Source organism: Mesobacillus campisalis (assembly GCF_000986785.1).
GTDB classification, from domain to species: Bacteria; Bacillota; Bacilli; order Bacillales; family Cytobacillaceae; genus Mesobacillus_B; species Mesobacillus_B campisalis.
Genome location: NZ_LAYY01000101.1, coordinates 312,711 through 337,378, shown reverse-complemented (window position 1 = coordinate 337,378; position 24,668 = coordinate 312,711). Strand labels below are relative to the sequence as shown.

The 24,668-nt window shown below is 46.4% G+C and carries 26 protein-coding genes; 7 read left to right on the top strand and 19 right to left on the bottom strand.

Annotation, left to right across the window (positions count from 1 at the left end; translation table 11 throughout):
* The 11 genes from WQ57_RS27265 to WQ57_RS25545 form a co-directional block, all read right to left on the bottom strand.
* On the bottom strand, positions 1-130 hold a 130-nt coding region (locus tag WQ57_RS27265; protein ID WP_046526439.1), incomplete at its 3' end, for an STAS domain-containing protein.
* 131 nt (positions 131-261) lie between these two features.
* On the bottom strand, positions 262-1,434 hold the full coding sequence (locus WQ57_RS25590) for a D-alanyl-D-alanine carboxypeptidase family protein (RefSeq protein WP_046525767.1): 1,173 nt from the start codon (positions 1,432-1,434) through the stop codon (positions 262-264).
* Positions 1,435-1,538: 104 nt separating this feature from the next.
* Entirely contained in the window at positions 1,539-2,843 is a 1,305-nt protein-coding gene (locus WQ57_RS25585) for a pyrimidine-nucleoside phosphorylase (RefSeq protein WP_046526438.1), read from the bottom strand.
* 36 nt (positions 2,844-2,879) lie between these two features.
* The gene (locus tag WQ57_RS25580) at positions 2,880-3,704 is read right to left on the bottom strand and encodes a purine-nucleoside phosphorylase (protein WP_046526437.1); all 825 of its coding nucleotides are present in this window, start codon (positions 3,702-3,704) and stop codon (positions 2,880-2,882) included.
* Positions 3,705-3,714: 10 nt separating this feature from the next.
* Entirely contained in the window at positions 3,715-4,896 is a 1,182-nt protein-coding gene (deoB, locus tag WQ57_RS25575) for a phosphopentomutase (RefSeq protein ID WP_046526436.1), read from the bottom strand.
* Positions 4,897-5,100: 204 nt separating this feature from the next.
* A complete protein-coding gene (gene xerD, locus WQ57_RS25570) occupies positions 5,101-5,994 on the bottom strand; it encodes a site-specific tyrosine recombinase XerD (protein ID WP_046526484.1) in 894 nt (297 codons plus the stop codon).
* A gap of 10 nt (positions 5,995-6,004) precedes the next feature.
* The gene (locus tag WQ57_RS25565) at positions 6,005-6,229 is read right to left on the bottom strand and encodes a YqzK family protein (RefSeq protein ID WP_046526435.1); all 225 of its coding nucleotides are present in this window, start codon (positions 6,227-6,229) and stop codon (positions 6,005-6,007) included.
* Between the two features lie 188 nt (positions 6,230-6,417).
* Positions 6,418-6,900, bottom strand: coding sequence for a ferric iron uptake transcriptional regulator (gene fur, locus WQ57_RS25560; protein WP_046526434.1), 483 nt, complete (start codon positions 6,898-6,900; stop codon positions 6,418-6,420).
* 121 nt (positions 6,901-7,021) lie between these two features.
* Positions 7,022-7,663, bottom strand: a complete 642-nt coding sequence (gene spoIIM / locus WQ57_RS25555; protein WP_046526433.1) for a stage II sporulation protein M — start codon at positions 7,661-7,663, stop codon at positions 7,022-7,024.
* 107 nt (positions 7,664-7,770) lie between these two features.
* A complete protein-coding gene (locus tag WQ57_RS25550; RefSeq protein WP_046526432.1) occupies positions 7,771-8,931 on the bottom strand; it encodes an endonuclease Q family protein in 1,161 nt (386 codons plus the stop codon).
* Positions 8,928-9,482, bottom strand: a complete 555-nt coding sequence (locus tag WQ57_RS25545) for an NUDIX hydrolase (RefSeq protein ID WP_046526431.1) — start codon at positions 9,480-9,482, stop codon at positions 8,928-8,930. The genes WQ57_RS25550 and WQ57_RS25545 overlap by 4 nt, the downstream gene beginning before the upstream one ends.
* 73 nt (positions 9,483-9,555) lie before the next feature.
* Between WQ57_RS25545 and mciZ the strand changes: the two genes are divergently transcribed.
* Positions 9,556-9,702, top strand: coding sequence for a Z-ring formation inhibitor MciZ (gene mciZ / locus WQ57_RS26425; RefSeq protein WP_084820386.1), 147 nt, complete (start codon positions 9,556-9,558; stop codon positions 9,700-9,702).
* 51 nt (positions 9,703-9,753) lie between these two features.
* Entirely contained in the window at positions 9,754-10,668 is a 915-nt protein-coding gene (locus tag WQ57_RS25540) for an aldo/keto reductase (RefSeq protein WP_046526430.1), read from the top strand.
* A gap of 170 nt (positions 10,669-10,838) precedes the next feature.
* Here WQ57_RS25540 and WQ57_RS25535 read toward each other — a convergent pair whose 3' ends face one another.
* A complete protein-coding gene (locus tag WQ57_RS25535; RefSeq protein WP_046526429.1) occupies positions 10,839-11,099 on the bottom strand; it encodes a YqkE family protein in 261 nt (86 codons plus the stop codon).
* Between the two features lie 125 nt (positions 11,100-11,224).
* Positions 11,225-12,409, bottom strand: a complete 1,185-nt coding sequence (locus tag WQ57_RS25530; protein WP_046526428.1) for an acetyl-CoA C-acetyltransferase — start codon at positions 12,407-12,409, stop codon at positions 11,225-11,227.
* A gap of 159 nt (positions 12,410-12,568) precedes the next feature.
* Between WQ57_RS25530 and WQ57_RS27390 the strand changes: the two genes are divergently transcribed.
* From WQ57_RS27390 to WQ57_RS25520, 3 genes are all read left to right on the top strand, one after another.
* Positions 12,569-12,703, top strand: a complete 135-nt coding sequence (locus tag WQ57_RS27390) for a hypothetical protein (RefSeq protein ID WP_277620317.1) — start codon at positions 12,569-12,571, stop codon at positions 12,701-12,703.
* A gap of 117 nt (positions 12,704-12,820) precedes the next feature.
* The gene (locus WQ57_RS25525) at positions 12,821-13,747 is read left to right on the top strand and encodes an alpha/beta hydrolase (RefSeq protein ID WP_046526427.1); all 927 of its coding nucleotides are present in this window, start codon (positions 12,821-12,823) and stop codon (positions 13,745-13,747) included.
* A gap of 111 nt (positions 13,748-13,858) precedes the next feature.
* Positions 13,859-14,077 (top strand): CDGSH iron-sulfur domain-containing protein, encoded by a 219-nt coding sequence (locus WQ57_RS25520; protein WP_046526483.1) that lies wholly within the window; start codon positions 13,859-13,861, stop codon positions 14,075-14,077.
* 31 nt (positions 14,078-14,108) lie between these two features.
* On the opposite strand, the gene WQ57_RS25515 is transcribed toward WQ57_RS25520, so the two are convergent.
* From WQ57_RS25515 to WQ57_RS25500, 4 genes are all read right to left on the bottom strand, one after another.
* The gene (locus tag WQ57_RS25515) at positions 14,109-14,459 is read right to left on the bottom strand and encodes a YolD-like family protein (RefSeq protein WP_046526426.1); all 351 of its coding nucleotides are present in this window, start codon (positions 14,457-14,459) and stop codon (positions 14,109-14,111) included.
* A 26-nt stretch (positions 14,460-14,485) separates the two neighbouring features.
* Positions 14,486-15,745 (bottom strand): Y-family DNA polymerase, encoded by a 1,260-nt coding sequence (locus tag WQ57_RS25510; protein ID WP_046526425.1) that lies wholly within the window; start codon positions 15,743-15,745, stop codon positions 14,486-14,488.
* Positions 15,746-15,986: 241 nt separating this feature from the next.
* Positions 15,987-16,805 carry an SDR family NAD(P)-dependent oxidoreductase gene (locus WQ57_RS25505; RefSeq protein ID WP_046526424.1) on the bottom strand — a complete coding sequence of 273 codons (819 nt, stop codon included), beginning with the start codon at positions 16,803-16,805 and terminating at the stop codon, positions 15,987-15,989.
* Positions 16,792-17,757: an MBL fold metallo-hydrolase gene (locus tag WQ57_RS25500; RefSeq protein ID WP_046526423.1), complete on the bottom strand. Its 966-nt coding sequence runs from the start codon at positions 17,755-17,757 to the stop codon at positions 16,792-16,794. Before WQ57_RS25500 ends, WQ57_RS25505 begins: the two co-directional genes overlap by 14 nt.
* 284 nt (positions 17,758-18,041) lie before the next feature.
* Here WQ57_RS25500 and proC point away from each other — a divergent pair, with 284 nt between their 5' ends.
* A complete protein-coding gene (gene proC / locus WQ57_RS25490; protein WP_046526421.1) occupies positions 18,042-18,899 on the top strand; it encodes a pyrroline-5-carboxylate reductase in 858 nt (285 codons plus the stop codon).
* A 54-nt stretch (positions 18,900-18,953) separates the two neighbouring features.
* On the top strand, positions 18,954-19,973 hold the full coding sequence (gene namA, locus WQ57_RS25485) for an NADPH dehydrogenase NamA (protein ID WP_046526420.1): 1,020 nt from the start codon (positions 18,954-18,956) through the stop codon (positions 19,971-19,973).
* Between the two features lie 176 nt (positions 19,974-20,149).
* On the opposite strand, the gene WQ57_RS25480 is transcribed toward namA, so the two are convergent.
* Together WQ57_RS25480 and rnz are read right to left on the bottom strand one after the other, a co-directional pair.
* Positions 20,150-23,296 (bottom strand): FIMAH domain-containing protein, encoded by a 3,147-nt coding sequence (locus WQ57_RS25480; RefSeq protein ID WP_052948883.1) that lies wholly within the window; start codon positions 23,294-23,296, stop codon positions 20,150-20,152.
* A gap of 332 nt (positions 23,297-23,628) precedes the next feature.
* The gene (gene rnz / locus WQ57_RS25475; protein WP_046526419.1) at positions 23,629-24,552 is read right to left on the bottom strand and encodes a ribonuclease Z; all 924 of its coding nucleotides are present in this window, start codon (positions 24,550-24,552) and stop codon (positions 23,629-23,631) included.
* Positions 24,553-24,668 lie beyond the last annotated feature (116 nt).

Sequence of the window (24,668 nt, the reverse complement as noted above, 5' to 3'; positions counted from 1 at the left end):
GGACGCCTGAACTTTCCAGCATCTCTGTTGCCTGTTCGCGCAAGGAATCCGCCGCATGGTGATCCAGCTCTCCGCTTAGACGAATGCATAAGACGTCATTCCTGATTTCCATCCCAATGTTAAGACTCACTTGTCCATTGCCTCCTTATCTGGTATAAGGAGTCAAATTCGCCCTCCGCCATGCTGATTCCTTCCTTGGGACAAAACTAGTGGGCATTCGCTAAAAGTAGAAGCCACCTATCCCCTTTCGACAAAGTGTTTTTAGTCTCCAGCCCTTGAGAACATTCCGAACGCACGTTTATACAGCTGCCACCAGTTCGCCTTTTCAACGCTTTCATTTGCGACCAGCTTGGATTCTGCCAGCAGTTTGCCATCCTGCATCAGCTTTAGTGTTCCGATTGGATCTCCTTTTTGGATAGGGGCTTTCAAATTTTTCTTCAGCGTAATTTCCTGCTGAATATTATCGAAATTTTCCCCCTTCTTTGTCAGGATCGAGATTCTTTCGGATGTCACAACATTTACTTTCTTCCCGCTCCCTTTGCTTACAGGTGCCTGCCCGAGGGTATGGCCTTTTTTAAACATTGGGTGGGACTGGTACTGACTGAATGCATAATCGAGCATCTTCGAAACCTGTGCATTTCTTGACTTGGATGTCGGCGCACCGAATACTACTGCCACAACACGCATTCCATCCTTTTGCGCTGTTGCCGTCAAACAATATTTAGCTTCATTGGTAAAGCCGGTCTTAAGCCCGTCAACTCCAGGATAGAACCTGACCAGGCGGTTTGTGTTGACCAGCCAGAATTTTTTGTCTGTATCCTCGCGAAGATAATCTTCATACTGACCTGTAAATTTTGTAATGCCTTCATATTTCAGCAGCTCTTTGGCCATAACCGCCATGTCGTGAGCTGTACTGTAGTGGTCTTTTGTCGGAAGACCGGTCACATTTTTAAATTGGGTGTTTTCAAGTCCCAGTTCTTTCACTTTCGCATTCATCCGTTTGACGAACTCTTCCTCCGACCCTGCCAGGCGTTCCGCCATGGCTACGGAAGCATCGTTAGCCGAACCAATTGCAATCCCTTTGAGCATTTGTTCAACTGTCATCTCTTCGCCTGGCTCAAGGAAAATTTGTGACCCACCCATTGAGGCGGCATATTCGCTTGTACGAATTTTTTCATCCATTTTCAGCGTGCCCTTGTCCAAAGCTTCCATTATTAAAACCATTGTCATGATTTTTGTCATGCTGGCAGGCGGAAGCTGTTCATTGCTGTTCTTTTCATAAAGAATCTTGCCTGTATCCCGCTCAATCAAAATGGCTGAACTGGCATCTTCAGCTAGCTGTACACTATCCTCGTTGGCTGACGCGATACCCGCAAACATTGAAACAAAAAATATCGAAACAATGATCAGACTGAATAAACGTTTATGTTTCATGGCCATAAACCTCCTATCTTTATAGGGTCTATTTTTTCCATCAAACCCAATTTTATACAGTTAATGAAATAAAAAAAGACCGGCTTTTTTAGCCGGTCATCTGTTTATTGAGTTATTTCCTCATGGATCAATACAGGAGCCTTTACTTTTTCTTTTGAAATCCTGATATTGTTGTACAGTAGTTCCTTGACTTCACTCACATCCTCAAAGTTGCTGTGGATGGTCAGCAAGGATTCTCCCTTGGTGACTTTATCGCCAATCTTCTTCTTCAGGACAAGCCCGACAGCAAGGTCGATTTCCGATTCTTTTGTTGCCCGTCCTGCACCAAGCAGCATCGCTGCCGTTCCGATTTCGTCAGCGACAATCTCGGATACATACCCATCTTCCCGGGCTTCCAGTTCAATAATATGCGCCGCTTTCGGCAATTTTTGCGGATCGTCAATCACAGACGCATCTCCGCCCTGGGAGCTGAGGAACATCCTGAATGTCTCAAGCGCAGTGCCATCCTTGATTGCTTTCTCAAGCAATTCCCTTGCTTCATTTTGGCTGCCTGCCTTTCCAGCCAGGAACACCATATGGCTTCCAAGTGTCAGGCACAGCTCTGTCAGGTCTTCAGGACCTTCGCCTCTCAGGGTGTCAATCGCCTCCTGCACTTCAAGGGCATTTCCGATGGCAAATCCAAGCGGCTGGCTCATATCAGAAATGACGGCCATCGTTTTTCGGCCAACATTGTTTCCAATCCTGACCATGGCCTTCGCCAGCTCGCGGGAGTCATCTAGCGTTTTCATAAACGCGCCGGCGCCGGTTTTAACATCGAGAACAATCGCATCCGCACCGGCGGCAATTTTCTTGCTCATGATCGAGCTGGCAATCAGCGGAATGCTGTCAACTGTTGCTGTTACATCCCGGAGCGCATATAGTTTTTTATCGGCAGGTGTTAAATTGCCGCTCTGTCCAATAACGGCAACCTTATTTTTGTTTACGAGGCTGATAAACTCTTCATTCCCAATCTCAACGTGGAATCCATTCACAGCTTCTAGCTTGTCTACCGTTCCGCCTGTATGGCCAAGGCCTCTTCCGGACATCTTGGCAACAGGAACACCTACGGCCGCAACCAGCGGACCAAGCACAAGGGTCGTTGTATCGCCAACTCCACCTGTTGAATGTTTGTCAACTTTAATTCCCTCAATTTTGGATAGGTCGATTTGGTCACCGGATTCCACCATTGCCATCGTTAAATCCGCACGTTCCCTTTCGGTCATTCCCTTGAAAAAGATGGCCATTGTCAATGCGCTTACTTGATAATCCGGGATGGATCCATCTGTGTATCCTTTAATAATAAAGTTAATTTCTTCTGTGGACAGCTCGAGGCCATCGCGTTTTTTTTCAATCAAATCAACCATTCTCATTTTTATCACCGCTCACTTGGTTTTTTTAGGAAGAATTCAGGCATTTCCTATTTCTTTGACAAGCTCTTTTACATAACGAAGAAAAGTCGACTTGACCTTTTCAGTCGTTTCAATAACTTCATCGTGGGAAAGCGGCTGATCAAGGATTCCGGCTGCCATATTCGAGATGCACGAAATGCCCAGCACCTTCATGCTTGAATGTCTTGCCACAATTACCTCTGGGACTGTTGACATTCCGACTGCGTCCCCTCCCAATGTACGAAGCATTTTGATTTCTGCAGGAGTTTCGTATACCGGGCCCGGGTTCCCGACATAGACGCCTTCTCTTACCTCAATGCTGATGGACTTGGCAATATCCCTGGCCTTGCTTCTCAGTTCCCTGGAATACGCTTCGCTTAAATCCGGGAAACGCGGTCCCAGCTCGGAGTCATTCGGACCAATCAGCGGATTGGTTCCCATATTATTGATATGGTCGGAAATAAGCATCAGGTCGCCCGGCGCAAAATTCTCATTCACTCCGCCAGCTGCATTGGTAACGATTAATGTTTCAATCCCAAGCTCTTTCATTACACGGACAGGAAAAGTTACCTTTTCCATGCTGTAACCCTCATAAAAGTGGAAACGTCCCTGCATGGCAGCAACGGTCACACCGCTTAATTTTCCGAAAACAAGCTGGCCCGCGTGGCCTTCGACAGTTGAAACCGGAAAATCCGGAATCTCGCTGTACGGAATTTTAACGGGTTCCTCAATTTCATCTGCAAGCACACCCAAGCCTGAACCTAAAATCAATCCAATTTGAGGCTGCCCGCCAAACTTCTCTTTTAAAAATGATGCTGCGTTTTTGATTTTGTTCTTATCCATTCTTCCACCTCTACTTCAATTCGTTTAAAAAGCTTTTACCATGCTCCGGCATGACGACTTTAAAATTATCGGCAACAGTCGCACCAACATCAGCGAATGTCTCCCGGACTGGCAGTTCCCTTCCTTCGGCCATGCCTTTTGAATAAACCAGCAAAGGAACATATTCGCGGGTATGATCTGTTCCGGGATGGACCGGATCGTTTCCATGGTCTGCTGTAATGATCAGGAGATCGTTATCGGCCAGCTTATCTAACACTTCAGCCAAGCGGACGTCATATTCCTCCAGAGCCTTCCCATAACCAATCGGGTCGCGGCGGTGACCGAATAAAGCATCGAAATCCACCAGATTTAAAAAGCTTAGACCGGTAAAGTCCATATCCAGGGTCTGAAGCAGCTTATCCATCCCATCCATATTGGAAACGGTTCGCAATGATTGAGTGACTCCTTCCCCGTCATAGATATCCGAAATCTTTCCAATCGAAATAACATCATAGCCGGAATCCTTCAATTCATTCATGACTGTGCGACCAAAAGGCTTCAGGGCGTAATCATGGCGGTTGGCTGTTCGCTTAAAGCTGCCTGGTTCCCCAAGGAACGGGCGGGCGATGACCCTGCCTACCATGTATTTTTCATCAAGAGTCAGTTCCCGGGCAATCTTGCATATCCGGTAAAGCTCGTCGATTGGAATAATTTCTTCATGTGCAGCAATCTGAAGAACGGAATCAGCGGAAGTGTAAACAATCAAATCACCCGTTTCCATATGCTGCGCGCCCAGCTCATCCAGTATCTCCGTACCGCTCGCCGGCTTGTTGCCAATAACCTTCCTGCCCGTCCTGGATTCCAGTTCGGAAATTAATTCAGGAGGAAATCCGTCGGGAAAAACCTGAAAGGGAGTTTGAATGTTAAGGCCCATAATTTCCCAATGCCCCGTCATTGTATCCTTCCCATTGGAGGCTTCCTTCATCTTTGTATAAAATGCAAGCGGCTTTTCCGCTTTTTCCACACCTTTAATTTCGCGGATGTTGCTCAGGCCCAGACTGCCCATATTCGGCATCTTCAGGCCGCCCATTTCTTCTGCTATATGTCCGAGTGTATCTGCTCCAGTATCGCCAAATTTGGCCGCATCCGGCGCTTCCCCGATTCCAACCGAGTCCATTACAACCAGGAACACCCGCTTATATGTATACGACATGACATCTCCTCCTATACTGAATGCGTTTCCAGTAAAAACTCTCCAGTATTTTACCCTTATTCCCTATTTCTAATCTTGTAACCACTATCATTCGTCAGAAGTCTGACATCTATATTTTACTTATCTATATATAAAATAACAAGAGAAAAGCTGCCGATAAAAGGCAGCTTTTATGACAATTTTTTGTCCTCTTCTATTATTCTATCAGGCACGAGGATGAAATTGGCTATAGACGTCTTTTAGTCTTGTTTTTGTAACATGGGTATAGATTTGCGTCGTCGAAATGTCGGCATGGCCAAGCATTTCCTGCACGGCCCTCAAGTCTGCCCCATTCTCAAGCAGATGTGTGGCAAAGGAATGCCTTAGTGTGTGAGGGGTCAATTCCTTCGTGATACCCGCCTCCTGGGTAAGCCGCTTCAATATTTTCCAAAATCCCTGCCTTGTGAGCCGTTTCCCATGAAGGTTCAGGAACAGGGCTTCATCTTTATGCTGTTTGGCTGCGAATTTTGGCCTGCCTTTTTCAAGGTACTCCTCAAGTGCAGCTGCTGCCGTTTTGCCAACAGGGATGATTCGCTCTTTGTTTCCTTTTCCAATGCAGCGGACAAACCCCATTGTCAAGTGGACATCGCCCATATTGAGTCCGATTAGCTCACTGACCCGGATGCCGGTTGCATAGAGCAATTCAAGCATCGCCTTGTCCCGGTATCCATAATGATCGATGAGCTTTGGTGCTTCCAAAAGCACTTCCACCTCGGGAAGGCTTAATACTTTCGGAAGAGACCTCTCAAGCTGGGGGCTTTCAAGGTGGACCGTCGGGTCATGGCTTACTGTTTTTTCCCGCAGCAGGAATTGGTGGAATGCACGAATCGAGGCGACATGCCTCGCAATCGTTTTTGAAGACTTCCCCTGTTCCTTTAGGTGTCCAAGGAAGTGGACAATCTGAATGCGCTGTACTGGCTCAAGTTCTGTTAATCCTTCCACATTCTTCAAATATTTCAGGTAGCTTTTTAAATCGCGTTCGTAAGACAAAATCGTATTTCGGGACAGACCCTTTTCAACAATCAAAAAGTGGACAAAGTCCTTCAGGCAATCTTCCATTATCATTCTATTACTCCCCATTCAGGTAAAACAGGATAAGCCGGTCCAGGATGCCGGAATCGGCAGAGTCAGCATTGCCAGAAACCTTGACCGCTGCTCCTTCCGGTTCATCGTACCGATGGTAATTCTGATACTCTTGATTCACCCACATAATACCATAGTAAAAGAGGATTGTGCATCCGGTAAACAATATAAATACTTTAAAAGCGTGCAGAACCAATGATACGGCTTTCATATAAATTCCTCCGAATATCTTATTAGTACAAGATATGCCAACACGAACCATTTATATACATGAACTCCGATTTAGGAGCCAGAAACTCCCCTTTCCGGCTGCACCATTGGGTTCACTCTGTTCTACTGCCCGTTACGCACCTGCTTTGCCCATTAAAAAACTCCTTCCCGCATGCGGGAAAGAGTCCGTTAAACTTCAGCTTTTTGAGTTGGGTCTTCCTGTCTGCCTTTGCCCTTATCCTGGCAACGATAGCAAATGCCATGGAAGGTCAGGCGGTGGTCCTTAATTTTAAAATTCCAGTTTTTCTCGACAACTTCTTCAACATCTTCAAGCAAATCTTCCTGTATTTCATCAACCGCTCCACATTCGATGCAAACAAGATGATGGTGAAAATGGGCAGCGCCTTCCTGGCGGAGATCATAGCGCGATACACCATCTCCAAAGTTGATTTTATCGACAATTTTAAGTTCAGTTAAAAGTTCAAGTGTCCGGTATACAGTTGCAAGACCTATTTCTGGTGATTTTTCTTTTACAAGAAGATAAACATCTTCAGCACTCAAATGGTCTTCTTCATTTTCAAGTAAAACTCGAACAGTTGCTTCACGCTGAGGCGTTAGTTTATAGCTGGACGAATGCAGCTGTTTTTTGATTCTCTCGATTCTGGTTTCCATTTCGTATGTTTCACTCCCCCGCCACTGTCACTCTTTATTATAGCAGGAACAGGTAAGAGATTCAAAATAAAATAATTATAAAAAAGAAAAGATAATCATTATCAAATAACAACCATTTCATTTAGTTCATCGATTGGATGACTGCCTTCAGAAAGGCGGGTGAAATGAATGCCTCTACCCCCGCGGCTGCGGCAACAACCGCAACGGCGGCCAAAAAGGAGAAGCAATACCGGAAAAACATCGGCATTACCGGCTGGTTCAGCCTTTTGATAAATTGATTGCGGATCATTTTTAAAGAAAAGGTCAGGCTCATGGCCGCCATGATAATATAAACCGGAATGATCACAAGGTTTTGCGGCAGGATTGATACAAATGACAGCAGAAATCCGTTCCATTGCATTTGATTGACCAGAAAACCCACAGTAAAACCCACGGTCATCCCCTTGATAAATAGTAGAACAAGAATGACCGGCAGGCCGATAATGGATATTCCAAGAAGCCAGATCAGACCGATCAGCTTGCTGTTATGAAGGAAACTCTGGACGAACAGATCCTTTGCACCTGCGGCTTCCCCTGAGGCAGCCTGTCCAAAAAATTGTGATAGATAGTAGAACAAATCTTCTTTTTGGGTAAAGCTAAGGCTGTTGACAATCACTGCCCCGAAGATGACTCCCATCAAAAATAGCACAACAACAAACAAATAAATAGAGGAATATTCGCGTAAATGGTCGGCTGCAATGTTCTGGCACTTTCGTTTCTTCATGGCTTTTCCTCCCGACAGTTGGATATTAGATTCTATGCAGGAGGATTGTTTCTATGACTAGCAATTTCCCGTGAGTTTTTACTAGAAAGAAATCTTAAGCCCAAGCCTTATTTAATGATTTTCCCGTACCTGCCGCCTCCGCCGGCATGAACTCCCAATTCGCCGCTGCGCGCCTTTATGATTTTATCAGCGATGTCCGCCGGTACAGCTTCCTTCAATGCCGGCGCTGGCACCGAATGCAATACATCCATCTCGGTGCCAAAGTGGTCAAGCAGACGTTCGAGCAATTTGGGCCCCAGCCCAGGGATGAACTCAAGAGGCACTTGATGGACATAGGGCGGCCGGGAAATGCCGATTCCTGCCGATTTTAGTTCCGCGATCCGGTCGGACACCCCTTTAATGAATTTGGCATGGCCGCATTCCGGGCATTTTCCTGGTTCACTTGCCATGGGCGTAAGGCAATGGGCGCAGACGGTGCGGTGATATTTTCCAAGCAGCGGGTCGAGGCCGTAATTGGCGGCCACCCGCCTGCCATCCTCCCCCCTTAGTGCCTTGGCCAGTTCCCTGAAAGTGGGTTCCTCCATATCGATTTTCTGATACTCCCTTGCAATTTTCCCAAGGGAATGAGCATCTGAATTGGTCAAAAACGTATAAGCATGAAGTTCCCCCAGCTGGTCCGCCATAAGAGTGTCGGCACTTAAACCCAATTCGATTCCATCAATCATTTCCGGTTGAAAAACCTCGGTAAGAGAGTGCCTGACTCCTTTGCCGTAAAGGCTTTTAAAAGGGGTAAACACATGGGCCGGGATAAACAGTCCGCCAAGCTCTTTCGTTTTCCGCTGCAGCTCTCTCCCGCTCGTATACACACGCTGGGAGCTTAAGTGGATATTCTTCAAATGCAATGCCAGCCAGCGGGAAAACGTGCGCATTGTCTCCAAATTGGGAAAGAAGCAAAGAACATGGATGGGCCCTGCCGTTTCTTCACTGTTGATCTCCAGCTCGGAACCAGGAATGATGCTTAATCCGCCATACATCAATCCGCCATCAGGGTGTTCAGTTAGTTCCCCGGATTCAAGCAGCGCCTCCATTTCATCCAGCACTTCAGGGGAATGGCAGTCAATGATCCCTATCATATCCAGCCCTTTTTTATCGCGGGCATGAGCAATGATATTCGATAAGGTCAGCGTTTTTGCTCCGGTAATTTTTACGGCCCTTCCCGTATTTGTCCTTCCGATGTGAATATGCAGATCGGCATAGTATGGGTTCATTTATTCTCAAGTGCCTTCTTCATCTGCAAATACTGTACGGCGTAAGCAGTCTTTGCATCATATATTTTCTGTTCCCTTATCAGGTTCAGCGCTTCTTCGACCGTTACTTCCACTACGTTGACGAACTCATCTTCATCGGTTTGGGCTGCATCTTCTTTTTTCTCCAGTCCTGTGGCTACATACAAATGGACGAGTTCATCGGCAAAACCCGGAGAGGTATAGAAAGAAATCAGCCACTCGATTTTGCCGCACACATATCCTGTTTCCTCTTCAAGTTCCCGGACGGCACATACCTTGGGCTGCTCTCCTTTTTCAAGCTTGCCCGCAGGGATTTCCACAATGGTTCTCTCCAGCGCTTTCCGGTACTGCTCCACCATCACGATTTTACCTTCATCATTCACCGCGATCACGGCAACAGCCCCAGGATGCTTGATGATTTCCCGCTTTGATGTTTTTCCGTTAGGGAGTTCCACTTCCTCTACTTGAAGGCTGATGACCTTGCCGCTAAAGATATTTTCCGTACGTAAAGTTTTTTCTTCTAGCGAGTTCATTTTTCCACTCCTGTTCTAATCCGAAATTCAATGCTCATACATTTTATCATACTTGTCTGAAGGGAGTATGGTGATGAAAGTCTATGTGTACCGCAATGGATTCACGATGTCCGGAAAGGCGTGGGAAATTAGGCAAAAGCTCCGGGAATACAGCAAGGAATATGTGCTGGTCAAAGATTGGACGGAGGCAGTCTCCAAAAGCTTGCCCCGTCCAGATTAGTTGTAGTCCCCGGCTCCTATTCGATAGAATGGAGAAAAAGGAGTGGACACAATGAAAAAACGCCTTTTGGGAAACTCTGATTTGCATGTAAGCGTGCTGGGCCTTGGCTGCATGTCCCTTGGGACAGACGAAAAGAAGGCCGGCGATATTATCGGGGCTGCACTTGAAGCAGGCGTCAATTATTTTGACACAGCCGATTTATATGATTTTGGCGAAAATGAACAGATTGTCGGCAAAGCTTTAAAAGCGGTCCGAAGCGAGGTGATCATTGCCACAAAAGCAGGAAACCGCTGGAACGAGAATAAAGATGGCTGGAGCTGGGATCCTTCGAAGGAACATATCAAGGATGCAGTGAAAGGAAGCCTTAAACGGCTGCAGACAGACTATATCGACCTGTATCAGCTTCATGGCGGGACAATCAAAGATAATATCGATGAAACAATTGAAGCTTTTGAAGAGCTTAAGGCTGAGGGCTTGATCCGTTATTACGGGATTTCTTCCATCAGGCCGAATGTGATTCGGGAATATATCGCGAAATCCTCGATAGTTTCCGTAATGATGCAATACAGCATGCTCGACCGGCGTCCCGAGGAAGAAGCCCTGCCGCTGCTCCACGAGCATGGCATCAGCGTGGTTACAAGGGGAACGGTCGCAAAGGGTCTGCTCAGCGACCGGTTTCCGGAAAAAACGGCTTCCGGGAAAGGCTTCCTTGACTACAGCCATGAAGAATTGGGTGCGCTTCTGCCCCAGCTGAAAGATAGACTTGCAGCATCAAGGCCGCTTGAAGAAGTGGCTTTGCAATACAACCTGGCCCATCCGGCTGTCGCCTCGGTCGTAACCGGAGCAAGCTCTGTCAGCCAGGTTCGGGCTAATGCCAAGGCTGCGGGCAGCAGCCCGCTTTCTTCAGAGGAGGTAAGGCTTATCCAGGAGCTCACCAGGGCGAATAAGTATAGCGAGCATAGGTAGGAACAAATTTGCCAAAACAAAAGTGCCTGCCCAGTGGGGGCAGGCACCAATTTAGTTCGTTAACGCTTTACTATAGTGAGGGTCAGGCACCAGTTAGTGCGTTAATACTTTACTGTAGTGAGGGTCAGGCACCATTTTAACCATGCATGTTCGCAAATTCCACAATTAAATCATTTGAATTTTTTCCAGTCCATTTCGCTTTGGGCCAATAGCTCTTCAAAGGACATGTTCTTTTCACGCAGGCGCTGCTCTTCCCGTTTTTTGCGGAATGCCTCTTCTTTTTGCTTCTGTCTCTCCTTTTCTTCCTTTTCTTTCAATTCCTGCTGTTTGGCTTTCAGCTGGGACATAAGGTCCTTATTCAGCATGTCGCCAAGCGTGACCGGTTTATCCTCTTTTTTAGCCTGCTGTTTCACTTGTTTCTTCTTTTTCATGAAGTTCCCTCTTTTTCTGTTTAATAAGCACAATAATATGGCTGCAACGGAAAAATTATAACAATCTTCGATGAAAATAGAAACGCCCCTGCACAGGGCGTTTCTGTTACCGCTTTCAAATTAATCTAAGCCAGTTCCACAATGGTCGCGACACCCTGGCCTCCGCCTATGCATAGCGTTGCCAGCCCAGTCTTTGCTTTTCTTCGCTGCATTTCATGAATGAGGGTCACAAGAACCCTGGCTCCGCTCGCACCGATTGGATGCCCAAGCGCGATTGCGCCGCCATTTACATTCAGAATCTCTTTATTGAAATTCAGCTCCCGGTCTACTGCAAGAGATTGGGCAGCGAAAGCCTCGTTTGCTTCAACCAGCTCGATTTCTTCCATCGTCATGCCAGCTTTATTAAGTGCCTTTTTAACTGCTTCCACAGGCCCGATGCCCATGATGCTTGGGTCTACACCCGCACTTGCATTCCCTTTGATTGTAACAAGCGGCTTCAGGCCAAGTTCCTCGGCTTTTTTCCGGCTCATCACGACCAGCACCGCTGCACCGTCATTGATGCCCGACGCATTGCCTGCCGTGACGCTTCCATCCTTTTTAAAGGCTGCACGCAGGCCCGCCAGTTTTTCTGCGGTCGTTCCTTTTTTTGGATACTCATCCACATCAAACACGATGGGGTCTCCTTTTCGCTGCGGGATCTTAACCGGAATAATTTCCTCTTTAAATTTCCCTTCCGCGATTGCCTTTGCGGCTTTTTCCTGGCTCCATGCTGAGAACCGGTCCTGCTCCTCTCGCCCGATTTCATACTTTGCGCAAAGGTTTTCTGCCGTCATTCCCATATGGTAGTCGTTGAAGGCACACCACAGCCCATCGGAAATCATGCTGTCGACAAGCTTTTGGTCGCCCATCTTGAATCCATCGCGCGCATTTTTCAGCAAATAAGGCGCCTGGCTCATATTTTCCATGCCGCCTGCCACGACAATTTCTGCATCTCCCGCAACAATTGCCTGTACAGCCAAATGAACTGCCTTCAATCCGGAACCGCACACTTTATTGATCGTCATGGATGATACTGTCTCCGGCAAACCTGCCTTCAGGGCCGCCTGCCTCGCCGGGTTTTGTCCCAATCCTGCCTGCAGGACGTTCCCGAGGATGACTTCATCCACCTGGTCCGGTCCAAGGCCAGCTTTTTCAAGCGCCCCTTTAATGACCACGGCACCGAGTTCGGGCGCCGAAATATTCTTCAAACTACCATTGAAACTGCCGATTGCTGTTCTGACAGCACTGACAATCACTGCATCATTTTGCATTGCTTGTTCATCCTCCCTCTTCTGTTCTCACTCTTATAATTCGAGTGAAATCAACATATTCCTTTTTATTGCATGAAGTTTCCTGAAAAAATCCATGCATGAACACTCATTCCAAAGCCATCTTATAAATGAAGGCATTCAGAGGAGGGAGCCAGCATAATGAGCAGAAAACGAGACAAAGGCTACAGCCAGAAAGGCAAGCCGCATGCCGACAATGTGAAACAGAAAATCGCCGCCGAGGACCTTGAGCAAGCTATCCATCCAACCAATCGGCAAAGCCGGAGCGAAGGATGAACTCTTCTTCCAGCTGAAACCGCTCGATTTGAGCGGTTTTTTGGTGTCTGCATCCTCATGTGATGGTAAAATTAACTGTAGCTTCACCATATGAGAAACTGCCGGAGGGGTTGTATTTTGCGGAGGACGCTGCGTTTTTTATTCTCATTTCTGCTGCTCGCTGCCACAGCAGGAATCTATCTCACTAACCGGATTATGTTTATTAAAAACAAAGCCGAAAATGAGGTTATCAAGCGGGATGAGGAGGCGGGCTTCCTTAAACTCGCGGACTTTAAGGCTCTGCCGCAAAAAGAGGTCATGATCCCCTCTCCTTTCGGCTACTCCTTAAAAGCGATTGTTGTAGAACCCTATAACAACAATCGTTATGTTGTATTCTGCCATGGCGTGACGGAGAGCAAAATGTCCTCTGTCAAGTACATGAACCTCTTTATTGAAAGAGGGTTCAATGCCGTCATTTATGACCAGCGCCGGCATGGCGAGTCGGGCGGGAAGACTACAAGCTACGGGTATTATGAGAAATTCGATTTGAAGGCTGTCATCGACTGGCTCAGGAAGCAAAAGGGGGATGACCTTTTTTTAGGCATTCACGGTGAATCCATGGGTGCGGCCACTATGCTGCAATATGCGGGGCTGATTGAAGATGGAGCTGACTTTTATGTTGCCGACTGCCCCTACTCTGATTTTGCAAAACAGCTGGCCCATGTTGTCAGGGAGGACACAAAATTGCCGCCACAGGTCATGGTTCCAGTTGCACAGCTCTTTTTAAAAGTTCGTGACCGTTACCCCCTGAAGGACGTCTCACCCCTTACAGCGGTTGAGAACATCCAAAAGCCTGTTCTGTTTATTCACAGCCGGAAAGACGATTATATACTGCCCGGAATGACACACGAGCTTTATGAGCGGAAATTGGGGCCGAAGCAGCTATTTCTTGCCGAGAACGGCGCCCATGCAAGGTCCCTGGCAGAAAACCGGGAGGAATACACAAAAGCTCTCGATGAATTCCTCGGCCATTACGGAATCCCGGAATCAGGAACAGCGGACTGATCATCATTGCGCAGGCAGTTTTTCAATTAGTCAGACTATTTATGCTTGCATTTTTTGACATTCCCTTTTAGCATTGAGGTATGCAATTTGTTTGGGAAGGGTGTGTTTTTTGTGGCGAAAGTGCAAATCAAGGTCAATGATAACGGATCACTGAGGATTACGGGAGATATCGAGCTGCTTGATGGCGAGGGAAATGTTTTTGAAACAAAGCCGGTTTTCTCGCTTTGCCGCTGTGGGCTGAGCAACAATAAGCCTTTTTGCGATGGAACGCACAAAGGAAAGTTTGAATCGGCGGTCCGCGCCCCGGTCAAGGACTCCGAACAGGCTTAAGCAATGGCCATGACGCCATTGCTTTTTTCTTTTACCGAGGATCTTCCTGGCCTTCTGCCACCCTGACATCGGCAATGGCTGAGAGTCCGATGCGGTGAACTTCCCCAAAGGCGTCAACGACATGCATCTTGCCTGTGATTTGATCCCAATAGTGAATCGTACCAACGACCAGTTCATATTTCCGCTGCCGATAGTATGTTATCGCCAAAGGCCGATTAAACTCCATTGCTTCAAGAATCGTTTCATTCATTTGTTCAAGCTGCTGTTCATCCAGTTCCTTCTCTTGTTCATCTTCGTCTTCCGATGCCCAATCCTTCAGCATTTTGACATGTTCAGGCAGCATCATTGACGTCCATTTTATTCTTCCGCGGTCACGAATCATTTTACGTCCTCTCCCTTCTCTCTGTTTTAGCCTTTATGGCCGCCGACCAGTTTTGCCCTGTGCCTTGCTGTTCCTGCTGGCGTATAGGAAACAGCCCGGAGCAGGGAGGCTGAACCGAAACGGGAGCGGATCCGATCCATCGTGTAGCCGATTTCATGCTTTCTCCAGCCATCCTTATCAAAAAGGTCAAGTTGAAACTGGCTGTCCTGAATCAGGTTCCCCAGTGAAATGGAGATGCTGCGCACCGTCTTTCCGGCATAGTTTTCCGAAAACAATTCAAGGCAGACTCGGTAAAGCTCCATCGTCACGTTCGTCGGCCGGTCAATTGTCCTGGAGCGATGAAACCCGCCGCCGAATTCATCCTGGCTGTAGCCAAGGCCAAAACTGATGGTCCGGCCTGCCTTTTTATGGGTCCTCGCCCTGCGTGCCACTTCCTCGCATATTTCCAGGATGACATGCTTAATCTCGTTTTCTTCCTTATAATCGCGAAGAAGGATTTGGCTTTTTCCAAAACTGATCTGCCCTTCAAGAATCGGGGCGCCAATTTCCGAAAAGTCAATTCCCCAGGCATGATGGTACAGCTGGTTGCCCATGATTCCAAACTTCTTCTCAAGCTTTTCCAAATCATAGCGGGCGAGCTGGCCTACCGTAAAGATTCCCATGCTGTTCAGCGTTTTTTCGACGCGCCGGCCAATTCCCCACATTTCCCTTAGCGGGGAGACCTTCCAGAGCTTTTTCTCTACATCCTCATAAGTCCACTGTGCAATTCCGTGCTTTTTCGCCTCAAGGTCGAGACAGAGTTTGGACATCAGCATATTCGGACCGATGCCTATCGCGCACGGAAGCTGAAATTCACGTTCAATGTCACTCCGGATTTTTTCAGCAACGGTCCAGGCACCGCCGAAAAGCTTCGAAGTGCCATCCACCTTAATAAAACTCTCGTCGACACTATAGGTATGGATAGCTTCCTTGGGGGCATAACGGTTGAATACCCGGGAGATTTCAGTGGAGATCCTTAAATAAGTGGACATTTGCGGGTCGACAATCGTAATGCGGGGATCCTTGGGAATTTCAAACATCCTTGATCCGGTTTTAATGCCAAATTCCTTTTTCATACGGGGAGACGCTGCCAGCACAACGCTGCCAGAACGATCCGAGTTGCCGACCACGGCAAGATAACAATCCAGGGGATCAAGCCCCATCATCACCGCAGAGCAGCTGGCGTAGAAACTCTTCATGTCTACACATAGAATCTGATTTTGCTGCATGTCGCTGTAATCGATCATTTCGTATCCTCCTTCCGGATTTAATTTCCATAACTTTACACTGGAAAAGTAACGGAACATTTGTTCTGTAATTCATTATACCCATTATATTAAGCGAATATGCGTTCGGTTTCAATGGAAATTTTACGAGGAAGTTCATAAAAACAGGTTATTATGGCAGCAGTTCTGTATTTTCCTGGGGCAAAAAAAAAAGAAACAATCCACTTGTGATTGTTTCCCCACGGCACATTGTGTGCCAATATTATTTTTGGTTAAACGCGCGCTTGCCAATCAGTTCAAATGCCCGCGGGAAGAGCGCGTAAATGGTGCTCCCCGCACTCATCCAGCGCGGCAGATTGATTTCCCTTGTCCTAGTCATCATCCGGTCCACCACCTGTTTGGCAACATACTCAGGCTGAAGCATAAAGCGCTTGATGTTTTTGACATATGTACCTTGTTCATCCGCTATATTAAAGAAATTTGTTGCAATCGGGCCAGGGTTGACAGAAGTGACATAAATGCCAAAATCGCTTACCTCCATGCGCAGGCTGTTCGTATAGCCCAGGACTGCATGCTTGGTTGCGGAATATACGCTCGATTTGGGAGTGGCGATTTTGCCAGCCTGGGAAGCGATATTGATAATATGGCCGCTCCGCTTCTCCCTCATGCCGGGAAGCACCATTGAAGTGCAGGCCATCAGGCCAACCACATTCACATCGAACATGGATTGAATCTCCGCGAAATCCGCCTCATGGGCATGGCGAAATACACCAAAACCTGCATTATTGACAAGAATATCGCAATGGCCGATTTCAGCCAGAACTTCCCTGAAAACCCTCTGGACAGCATCCGTGTCGGAAACGTCAAGGCTTCTGGCAATGACCTTCACTCCCCTCCCTTCAAGTTCCGCTTTTAAAGCTTCAAGCTTATCCATACTGCGGGCGAGCAGGACAAGATTAGCGCCATCCCGGGCACAAAGGCGGGCCATTTCGGCTCCTATTCCTCCTGAAGCCCCTGTAATGATAATATTTTTATCCTTCAAACGGTTTTCTCGCACTTCGAACACCTCACTTGGCGGCATAAAGCAGGACCGCTTCATCCTCTTTTATCGTAATCTCCCCGAGCGATTGCAGGTAATCAAGCTGTGCCACTGTTTCTGAAATCGTCAAACTTAACTCTTTTTGATAGACAGCCGGGAAAAGGTGCTGGCAGATTTCAAAAGGAGACTTGGCCCCTTGCTTCAGCATCGCTTTCACTTTCATCGCACGTTCATGCTGGCGTAAGAGCCTTTTTTCAATTAAGGGGACGATATCGCCGAAGTCCTCTCCATGCCCGGCATGCACAAGGGATACGGGATATTTCTGGAGCTTCCTTAGAGATTCGTTGTATTGCAGCTGCGGCATAGGGCGCTCCAATTTGCCAGGGTGCGGCGGCTCAAGGAGCGGGTTGGGCGAAATATGAGCGAGCAGGACATCCCCGCCAATCAGGACGCCATCCTTTTCACGCCAAAGAGCAATATGGCCCTGGGCATGCCCCGGGGTTTCAAGCACTCTCCAGTCATGGAGCCCAACAGGAATGTCATTTTCATGCAAATATCCAGTTAAGGGGCGGTTGCACGAAAAACGGAGCATTTTTGCCATCCTTTGCATAAAAGGCACATAAAAGGATTCCGGGACGCCAAAGGTACGATACAATCCCGCAAAAAACCGGTTATGCTCTGCAGCAAAATCGGGGGTCCTGTTCACCCACCTTTCGTTCAGCGGGTGGGCATGAACTTCGAGCGAAGCTGGCAGGAAATCCAGGAGCCCGACATGGTCCGGATGATGGTGAGTCAGAATTACCTGCTCAATCTCTTCCGGAGAAATCCCCAGCTGTGCCAGCTGGAACCTGAATGCTTCCCATGCCTCGTCTGTCTTGACCCCTGCGTCGACAAGGGTAAGTCTGTCCCCTTTTATTAAATAAGTATGGACATCTCCTACCGGAAACGGTGTGGGCAATGTCAGTTTGGCAATTCCATTTTTCCATTCAGCCATGTTCTTCTCCTTAAAAACGTTATATTTCCATAAAGACTATGTAACTTTAATAGGCCTTGCAAAATCAAGTTTACCGAAAATAGCCCGGATTGTCATTATCCCTGGATAACTTTTCAGAAAAGACAAAAAACTTTTCCCCATACCTTGACAGCGAATGCCCATTTAAAGCATAATCACTATTAAAAATAAACCTTTCATCCTTTAAAGGATGGAAGGTTCTTTTTACTTTATTATCGGTCGTTATGGATTTTTTCCATACATTATAAAATTGGAGGAACAATGAAATGAAGAAGCTCGTATTTTTCGGAGCTGGTTCCATGGCAGAGGCGCTAATGTCCGGCATCATTGAAAATGGTTTGCTGAAAGGCAGCCAAATCTGGGTAACAAACCGAAATAACCAAAAGAAGCTGAAACAGCTTGAACAAACCTACGGAATAAATGGTTCCTATGATTACAATGAACTGTTTGCGGATGCGGATGCCGTCATCCTGGCCATGAAGCCAAAGGATGCTGCCGGTGCCATCAATGAATTTAAATCCTTTCTCAGGGATGATATCCTTTTGATTTCTGTCCTGGCCGGGGTATCCCTGGAAACGATGGAACAAGCGGCCGAAAAGCCGCTGGCCATCATAAGGGCCATGCCCAATACCTCTGCAGCAGTCAGCCGATCGGCAACGGCCATCGCTGGTAACCAGAGGGTGACCGAGGCGCAAAAAAGGATTGCCCAAAAGCTTTTTGATACAGTGGGCTTCACAGCCTTTGTCCAGGAAGAACAGCTTGATGCTGTCACCGGGCTGTCCGGCAGCGGTCCGGCATACATCTATTATCTCGTTGAAGCAATGGAAAAAAGTGCGGTTGAAATCGGCCTTGAACAAAAACTAGCCAAAGACTTGATTGTCCAGACCCTGATTGGTGCCGCGGCGATGATGGCCACATCCGAAAAAACGCCCGAAGAGCTTCGTTTGCAGGTAACCAGCCCCGGGGGAACCACGGAAGCTGGCATCGCCATTTTGGAAAAACACGGCGTCCAGGAGGCATTTATCTCCTGCATCAAGGAGGCGGCCAATCATTCCCGAAAAATGGGAGAAGCCCTCTCATCTGAACTGGGCAGCGGCAAGCAGCCCATCAAGCTTTCTGAGTAAACATCCTTAAAAACTCCTGATATACTTGGAAATATTGAAGGAGGTTTTTTAAAAATGGAAAGAAAACTATTTTCTCCCTATGAAATCAGGGGACTGACATTGAAGAACCGGATTGTGATGGCGCCAATGTGCATGTACTCCGTTGAAAAGGAAGATGGGGCGGCGACAGATTGGCATTATACCCATTACGAAACCAGGGCCGTCGGCCAGGCTGGACTTGTCATTCTCGAGGCCACGGCCGTTACTCCCCAGGGAAGAATCTCCCCTCAGGATCTGGGAATCTGGAGCGACGATCATGTTGAGGGACTCGGAGAGATTGTCAGGCGCATAAAACGCCACGGGGCAAAAGCAGGCATTCAAATTGCCCATGCAGGAAGAAAAGCGATGCTCCCGGAAGAAATCATCGCTCCGTCCCCCCTGGCTTTCAACGAAAAATACAAGCAGCCGAAGGAAATGACAAAAGAAGACATCCATGAAACCATAACAGCTTTTAAGAAAGCAGCAGAAAGGGCTAAGAAAGCTGGATTTGATGTCATAGAACTCCATGCCGCGCACGGCTATTTAATTAACCAGTTTTTATCGCCGCTCACCAATAAACGTGAAGATGAATATGGCGGCTCACAGGAGAAGCGGTACTTGTTCCTCCGGGAAATTATCGATGAGGTGAAATCTGTGTGGGATGGCCCGTTATTTGTAAGGATATCTGCCAAAGACTACACGGAAGGCGGTCTGGACGTTGCTGATTATGCTGTGATGGCTGGATGGATGAAAGCACAGGGAGTTGACCTCATCGATGTCAGCTCAGGTGCAGTAGTGCCTGCAAGGATTCCCGTTTACCCGGGATATCAGGTGAAATTAGCGGAAAGAATCCGGCAGGAAGCCGAAATTGCGACAGGAGCGGTCGGCCTGATCACCACCGGTATCCAGGCGGAAGAGATCCTCCAGAACGAGCGTGCCGATCTGGTCTTCATTGCCCGGGAACTGCTCCGTGATCCCTACTGGCCGCGTACAGCCGCCAAAGAACTAGGCGTAAGCATACAATCGCCAGAGCAGTACAAACGAGGCTGGGAATAAGAAAAGCGGAAGCGGCTTGCTCAGGGGCGACAGGCATAAGACGCACCTGGAATGAAGGCGCTCTGATCAATTGTGGATATCAATTAAGATAAAAAAGTACAACGGGAGATTTATCATAGCCGGTGTACTTTTTATTTTCATAAACTATTTTCCTGTAAAACTGTCTCTGCCTTGCCTCATTCCCCTATTGCGTTTACGTTGTTGGTTAGCATTTCTTTTATTTCTTTATCAGCATTACTGTTATTTAGATGTTTTGTGAAGTCATCCAGGTGTTTTTGTGCTTGTTTGACATAGCCTATATCATCAAAATGCTCAGCTTGTTTTAATCGATTTGTTAGTTGTTTTGCTAACGAGTGGTCGATTTGTTTTGATGCTTGAAGCTCTGTGATCTGCATGGCTAATGTACCTGTGGTGACATTGACTTTAATTGTAAGTTTATTCGACATGTATTCTTTATCTTGGTAAGTCACGATTGCCTGAACCTCGGCAGTTCCTGCATTTTTCGCGGAGATTTTCCCGTTTTCTATTGTTGCAACCTTCGGTGAACTGCTTGCCCATACGACATCAACTTCGTCTAAATCGACTGACTCTCCATTCGTAAGGAGGACAGACAGTTCCGTTTCCATTTCTTCACCTTGAAGTAACGTATCTTCTGCGGAGATAACAACTTTATCCAGTACAACTTCTCTTTCAAAAGTAAGTTTGAAATCATCGTAATACGCCCCTGATGTTGTAAAGAAGTTAGAAGCCCCTGCAAATAATTTTGCAGATACTGCATGATCAGGTGCAGTGACAGTAGCACGTACAGTTTGCCATTGTTTATGTCCGCCCCTAACATGTATAATGTTGACACCATCCCGGTCTGCCCCAACTTGTTTACCAGCTCCATCAAAATAACGTATAAAGAAGCTTGCACTGCCATCCTCTAAATACATTTCAACTGAACCCGTATACTCAACACCAGCTGTAACCGGAATTGGATCTGATACGACAAACACTGTTTCATTTGCAGCCCTATCCGTAATTTTCAAGGAATAGTCTCCTGTTTTGGACTTTTCATTGGTTATCCCATACGAAACGTTATTTGTAAGGGTAAATAAAGATGACCAGCCTGGAATACGGTTATCTACTCCGGCTAATTCCTCAAACCCTTGGTTTGCAAAGGATACTGGCACTGTTTCGTATACGGGTACAACAGGCAGTTTACCTCCATCAATGACAGGAATCATTTTTAAATATTTGCTGTCACCGTCTATAAAATAAATATTTTGATTGCCTTCGTTATCGTATGCTAGTTCGATAAACGAAACCTCAGGCCCAGACTCAATTAAGCTAACATGCTTGAGATCGTCGGATTTTGGATTCACAACAGTTAGCTTCCCACCGATATCCGTATACAGTAAACCATCTTCACCAAACAGGATATGAACAGGTCTCCACATCCCTCTATTTTTGATATTCGGATACAGATTCTTAGATTTTACAATTTCATACGTTTGGGGGTTCATCGCAAATAATATTCCGTCAACTGCTCCCCATAACAAACCATCTTTATCAAAGGTTAACCCGCTGATCATTGGTGGTGTATCCAATTCTGGGAAGTCCAATTCAAATTCTGCAATTTTCTTTTTACCTTCGACGTCCCACACAAACATTTTTGCCTTTTTGGCAGTTGGTTCTATATCCAATCCTCCTCGGATTGAGGTAGAGCCATAAATCTTCCCATCTTTATAAGCAAGTCCAACGATACTTTGGTCTTGAACAACATTCCTGTACGTCTCTCTTGCTCCTGAAGCAGGATCATAGATGGTTAACGTTCCTCCTAATTTTTGATAGTATGGAATCGTACCGATTAATAGTTTTTCATTCTCGAATTTCATAATATATGGACGGTCTTGTTCATACTCATCATATAAGTTGAAAAGTGTTTGTATTCCTAGTGTATCTGTATTCATCTTTTGAATAGATGCTCCGGAGTATATTCCAAAATACATGTCAGAGCCATTTCCGGCCACCATGCCTTCTGCTTGACCTTGAGAATACGTGGTAATTTCACCTGTTTTCGTATTATATCTTGCCCCTTTGGGACCTCCAGGGTATGTCGTCATGTACAGGTTCCCATCAGGACCAAGCCCAAGACTATGCAAATCTAACGGCAAATTACCATTCATCGCTAATGGTAAATCGATTATCTTATTGGCAGCCAAATCCACGGTCATAATTTCTCCAGATCTTTTTACCGAAACAAGACGAAGATCTGTGAAATCCTCCCCAAAGTCAATAAGAGCACTACCCCGCCATCCTGCAGGATAACGTATACCAGTTTCCCTTGTTTCCAGTGTGTTTAGATCAATCTCCATAATATGACGATTGTTAATCACGTAGGTTTTGTTATCATGCACAGCTAATTGGGAATATCCAAAAGCCCCATAGTCATCTTCAGAACCATCACCGATTTTACCTATTACAGATTCCTTAATCCATTCTTGTGAATCTAAATCATAAAACAAAATAGCACTTACTTCACTAAATCTGACAACAAGGTACTTTCCAGCTACCTCCATATCATAAGCGAATCCCATTCCTTCAACTGTTGTTTCAAGAATGTCAGGTGCATTTTTGGTGATTTTCTCCTTTTCAAGAGTCTCTGTATTAATCCGGTATACATTTCCAGTAACCCCTAAGCCTGCATATACAAAACCGTTGTGGTAGGACAACGACCGTACATAACTAGCATCACCCTCCACATCTACTTTTCCTAAATCAACAAATTCTTGTTTAGAAACATCGTATTTAAAAATCTTTCCTTCTTTTTCTTTGTATGTTCCGATATAGACGTTTCCATCCTCATCTGTTGCGCTGCTCCAGAATTGATGGCTTGCATCTGGAATCCCTAAATTCTTAACAGATTTTGTTTCTGGTGAATAACTCCAAAGTTCCCCTGCGTTCTTTTCTGCTAATCCAGCAATATATACGGTTCCATCCGGAGCAATACTATGTGTCCAAACCTGATTTACTTTTCTTAATTGCTCATTAAAGAGAACCGTATTGTTTTTAACATCAATGACATTAAATAACCCTCCGTTTGCCGTTGTGTAAACAACATCTTTACCATTCTCTTTTCCAAATATTGCATCGGTAACAACCGCACCTGTAGCAGGAGTACCCAGATTCTGCACTTCTTTAAAACCGCGGCCATTCAATTTTGCAACCACAGGCTGATCTTTATTTGTTTCGGCACTTGCACTGAATTGAAAGAAACTAGTAATCAACACTACAATTAAGGCACCCGAAAGCCATTTTCGATAGCATTTTTTCCCCATAATAAATCTCCTTTCATTTTAAATATTTAGAATCTTCAACTGATTATACATTTCACATAATTATGGTAACAAGTCCATAATAAGTCGAGAAGTTGTCTTTATCATGTCTTTATGGGCAGCAGCAACAAACTAGGTTTCTTCCAAAATTAGTAAAGCAGCGTGGGAAAAACATATAGTTTTTCCCACGCTGCTTTTTGACTAACTATTCTCTTTTCAAGCAGTTTTTACGTCCCGGATACTAGTGAAAACAGCTCTTCATCAAGGTATGAAGAACTGTTTTGTTTAGGATTTTAGCAAGATTTAAGCCGACTGGCACCCGGAAGCCAGGCCACTCAATTCAAAGGGACCGTTATTTCCATAAAATCTTCAGCAACCACGGTGTCCGGAAATACACTTCTCGCTTCCTGCTCGAGCATTTTCCAGTCCTCCCGATCAAATCGCGAACTGATATGGGTAAGGCAAAGCCGTTTAGCCTGTGCTTTCAGCGCCGTCTCAGCCGCCTGCAGGGTAGTGGAGTGGAAATACTCACGGGCGAGCTCCTCCTGCCCCCCGGAAAAGGTTGCTTCATGGATGAGCAAGTCGGCACCGGCAGCAAGAATGCGGGCAGCTTCGCATGTCCTGGTATCGCCAAGAATCGCCACCACACGGCCTTTTTGGGCAGGACCGAGAAACTCTGCAGAATGGAGCATACGGCCGTCTTCGAGCTCCACTGAGCCACCCTGCTTAATTTTTTTATAAATGGGCCCAGGCTGGACGCCGGATTCTTTCAACTTGTCCACAAGCAGCGTCCCCGGCCTGTCCTTTTCGATGACACGGTATCCATAGGAAGCAATCCCATGGTCCAGAAGCCTGGCTTCAACTATAAATTGATCGTCTTCGTAGATGATGCCTTCTTCAATTTCAACTATCTTAATTGGGTAACTTAAATAGGATTTACTCACCTTAAGGCTGACCGCTATATAATCCTTCAGGCCTGCAGGACCATATACCGCTACTTCGGTATCTCCGCCCTGAAACGAACGGCTGGAAAGCAGGCCCGGCAATCCATAAATATGATCTCCATGCAGGTGGGTAATGAAGATTTTTTCTATCCTGCGCGGTTTAATATTTGTATGTAAAATTTGATGCTGTGTAGCCTCGCCGCAGTCAAAAAGCCAGATAGAGCCCCTTTCCTCCAGAAGCTTCAATGCGACAGAGGAAACATTTCTCGGCTTGGCGGGCATGCCTGCCCCTGTTCCAAGAAAAAAAACTTCCATGTTTCATATCTCCTTTTATGGAGCCCGTTTGCCGCGCGGACAGCGGGCTATAAAGATTCTGCTACTACTATATCACAATTGGGAGGATAAATTGGAAGCGCCGGAACAAAACTATA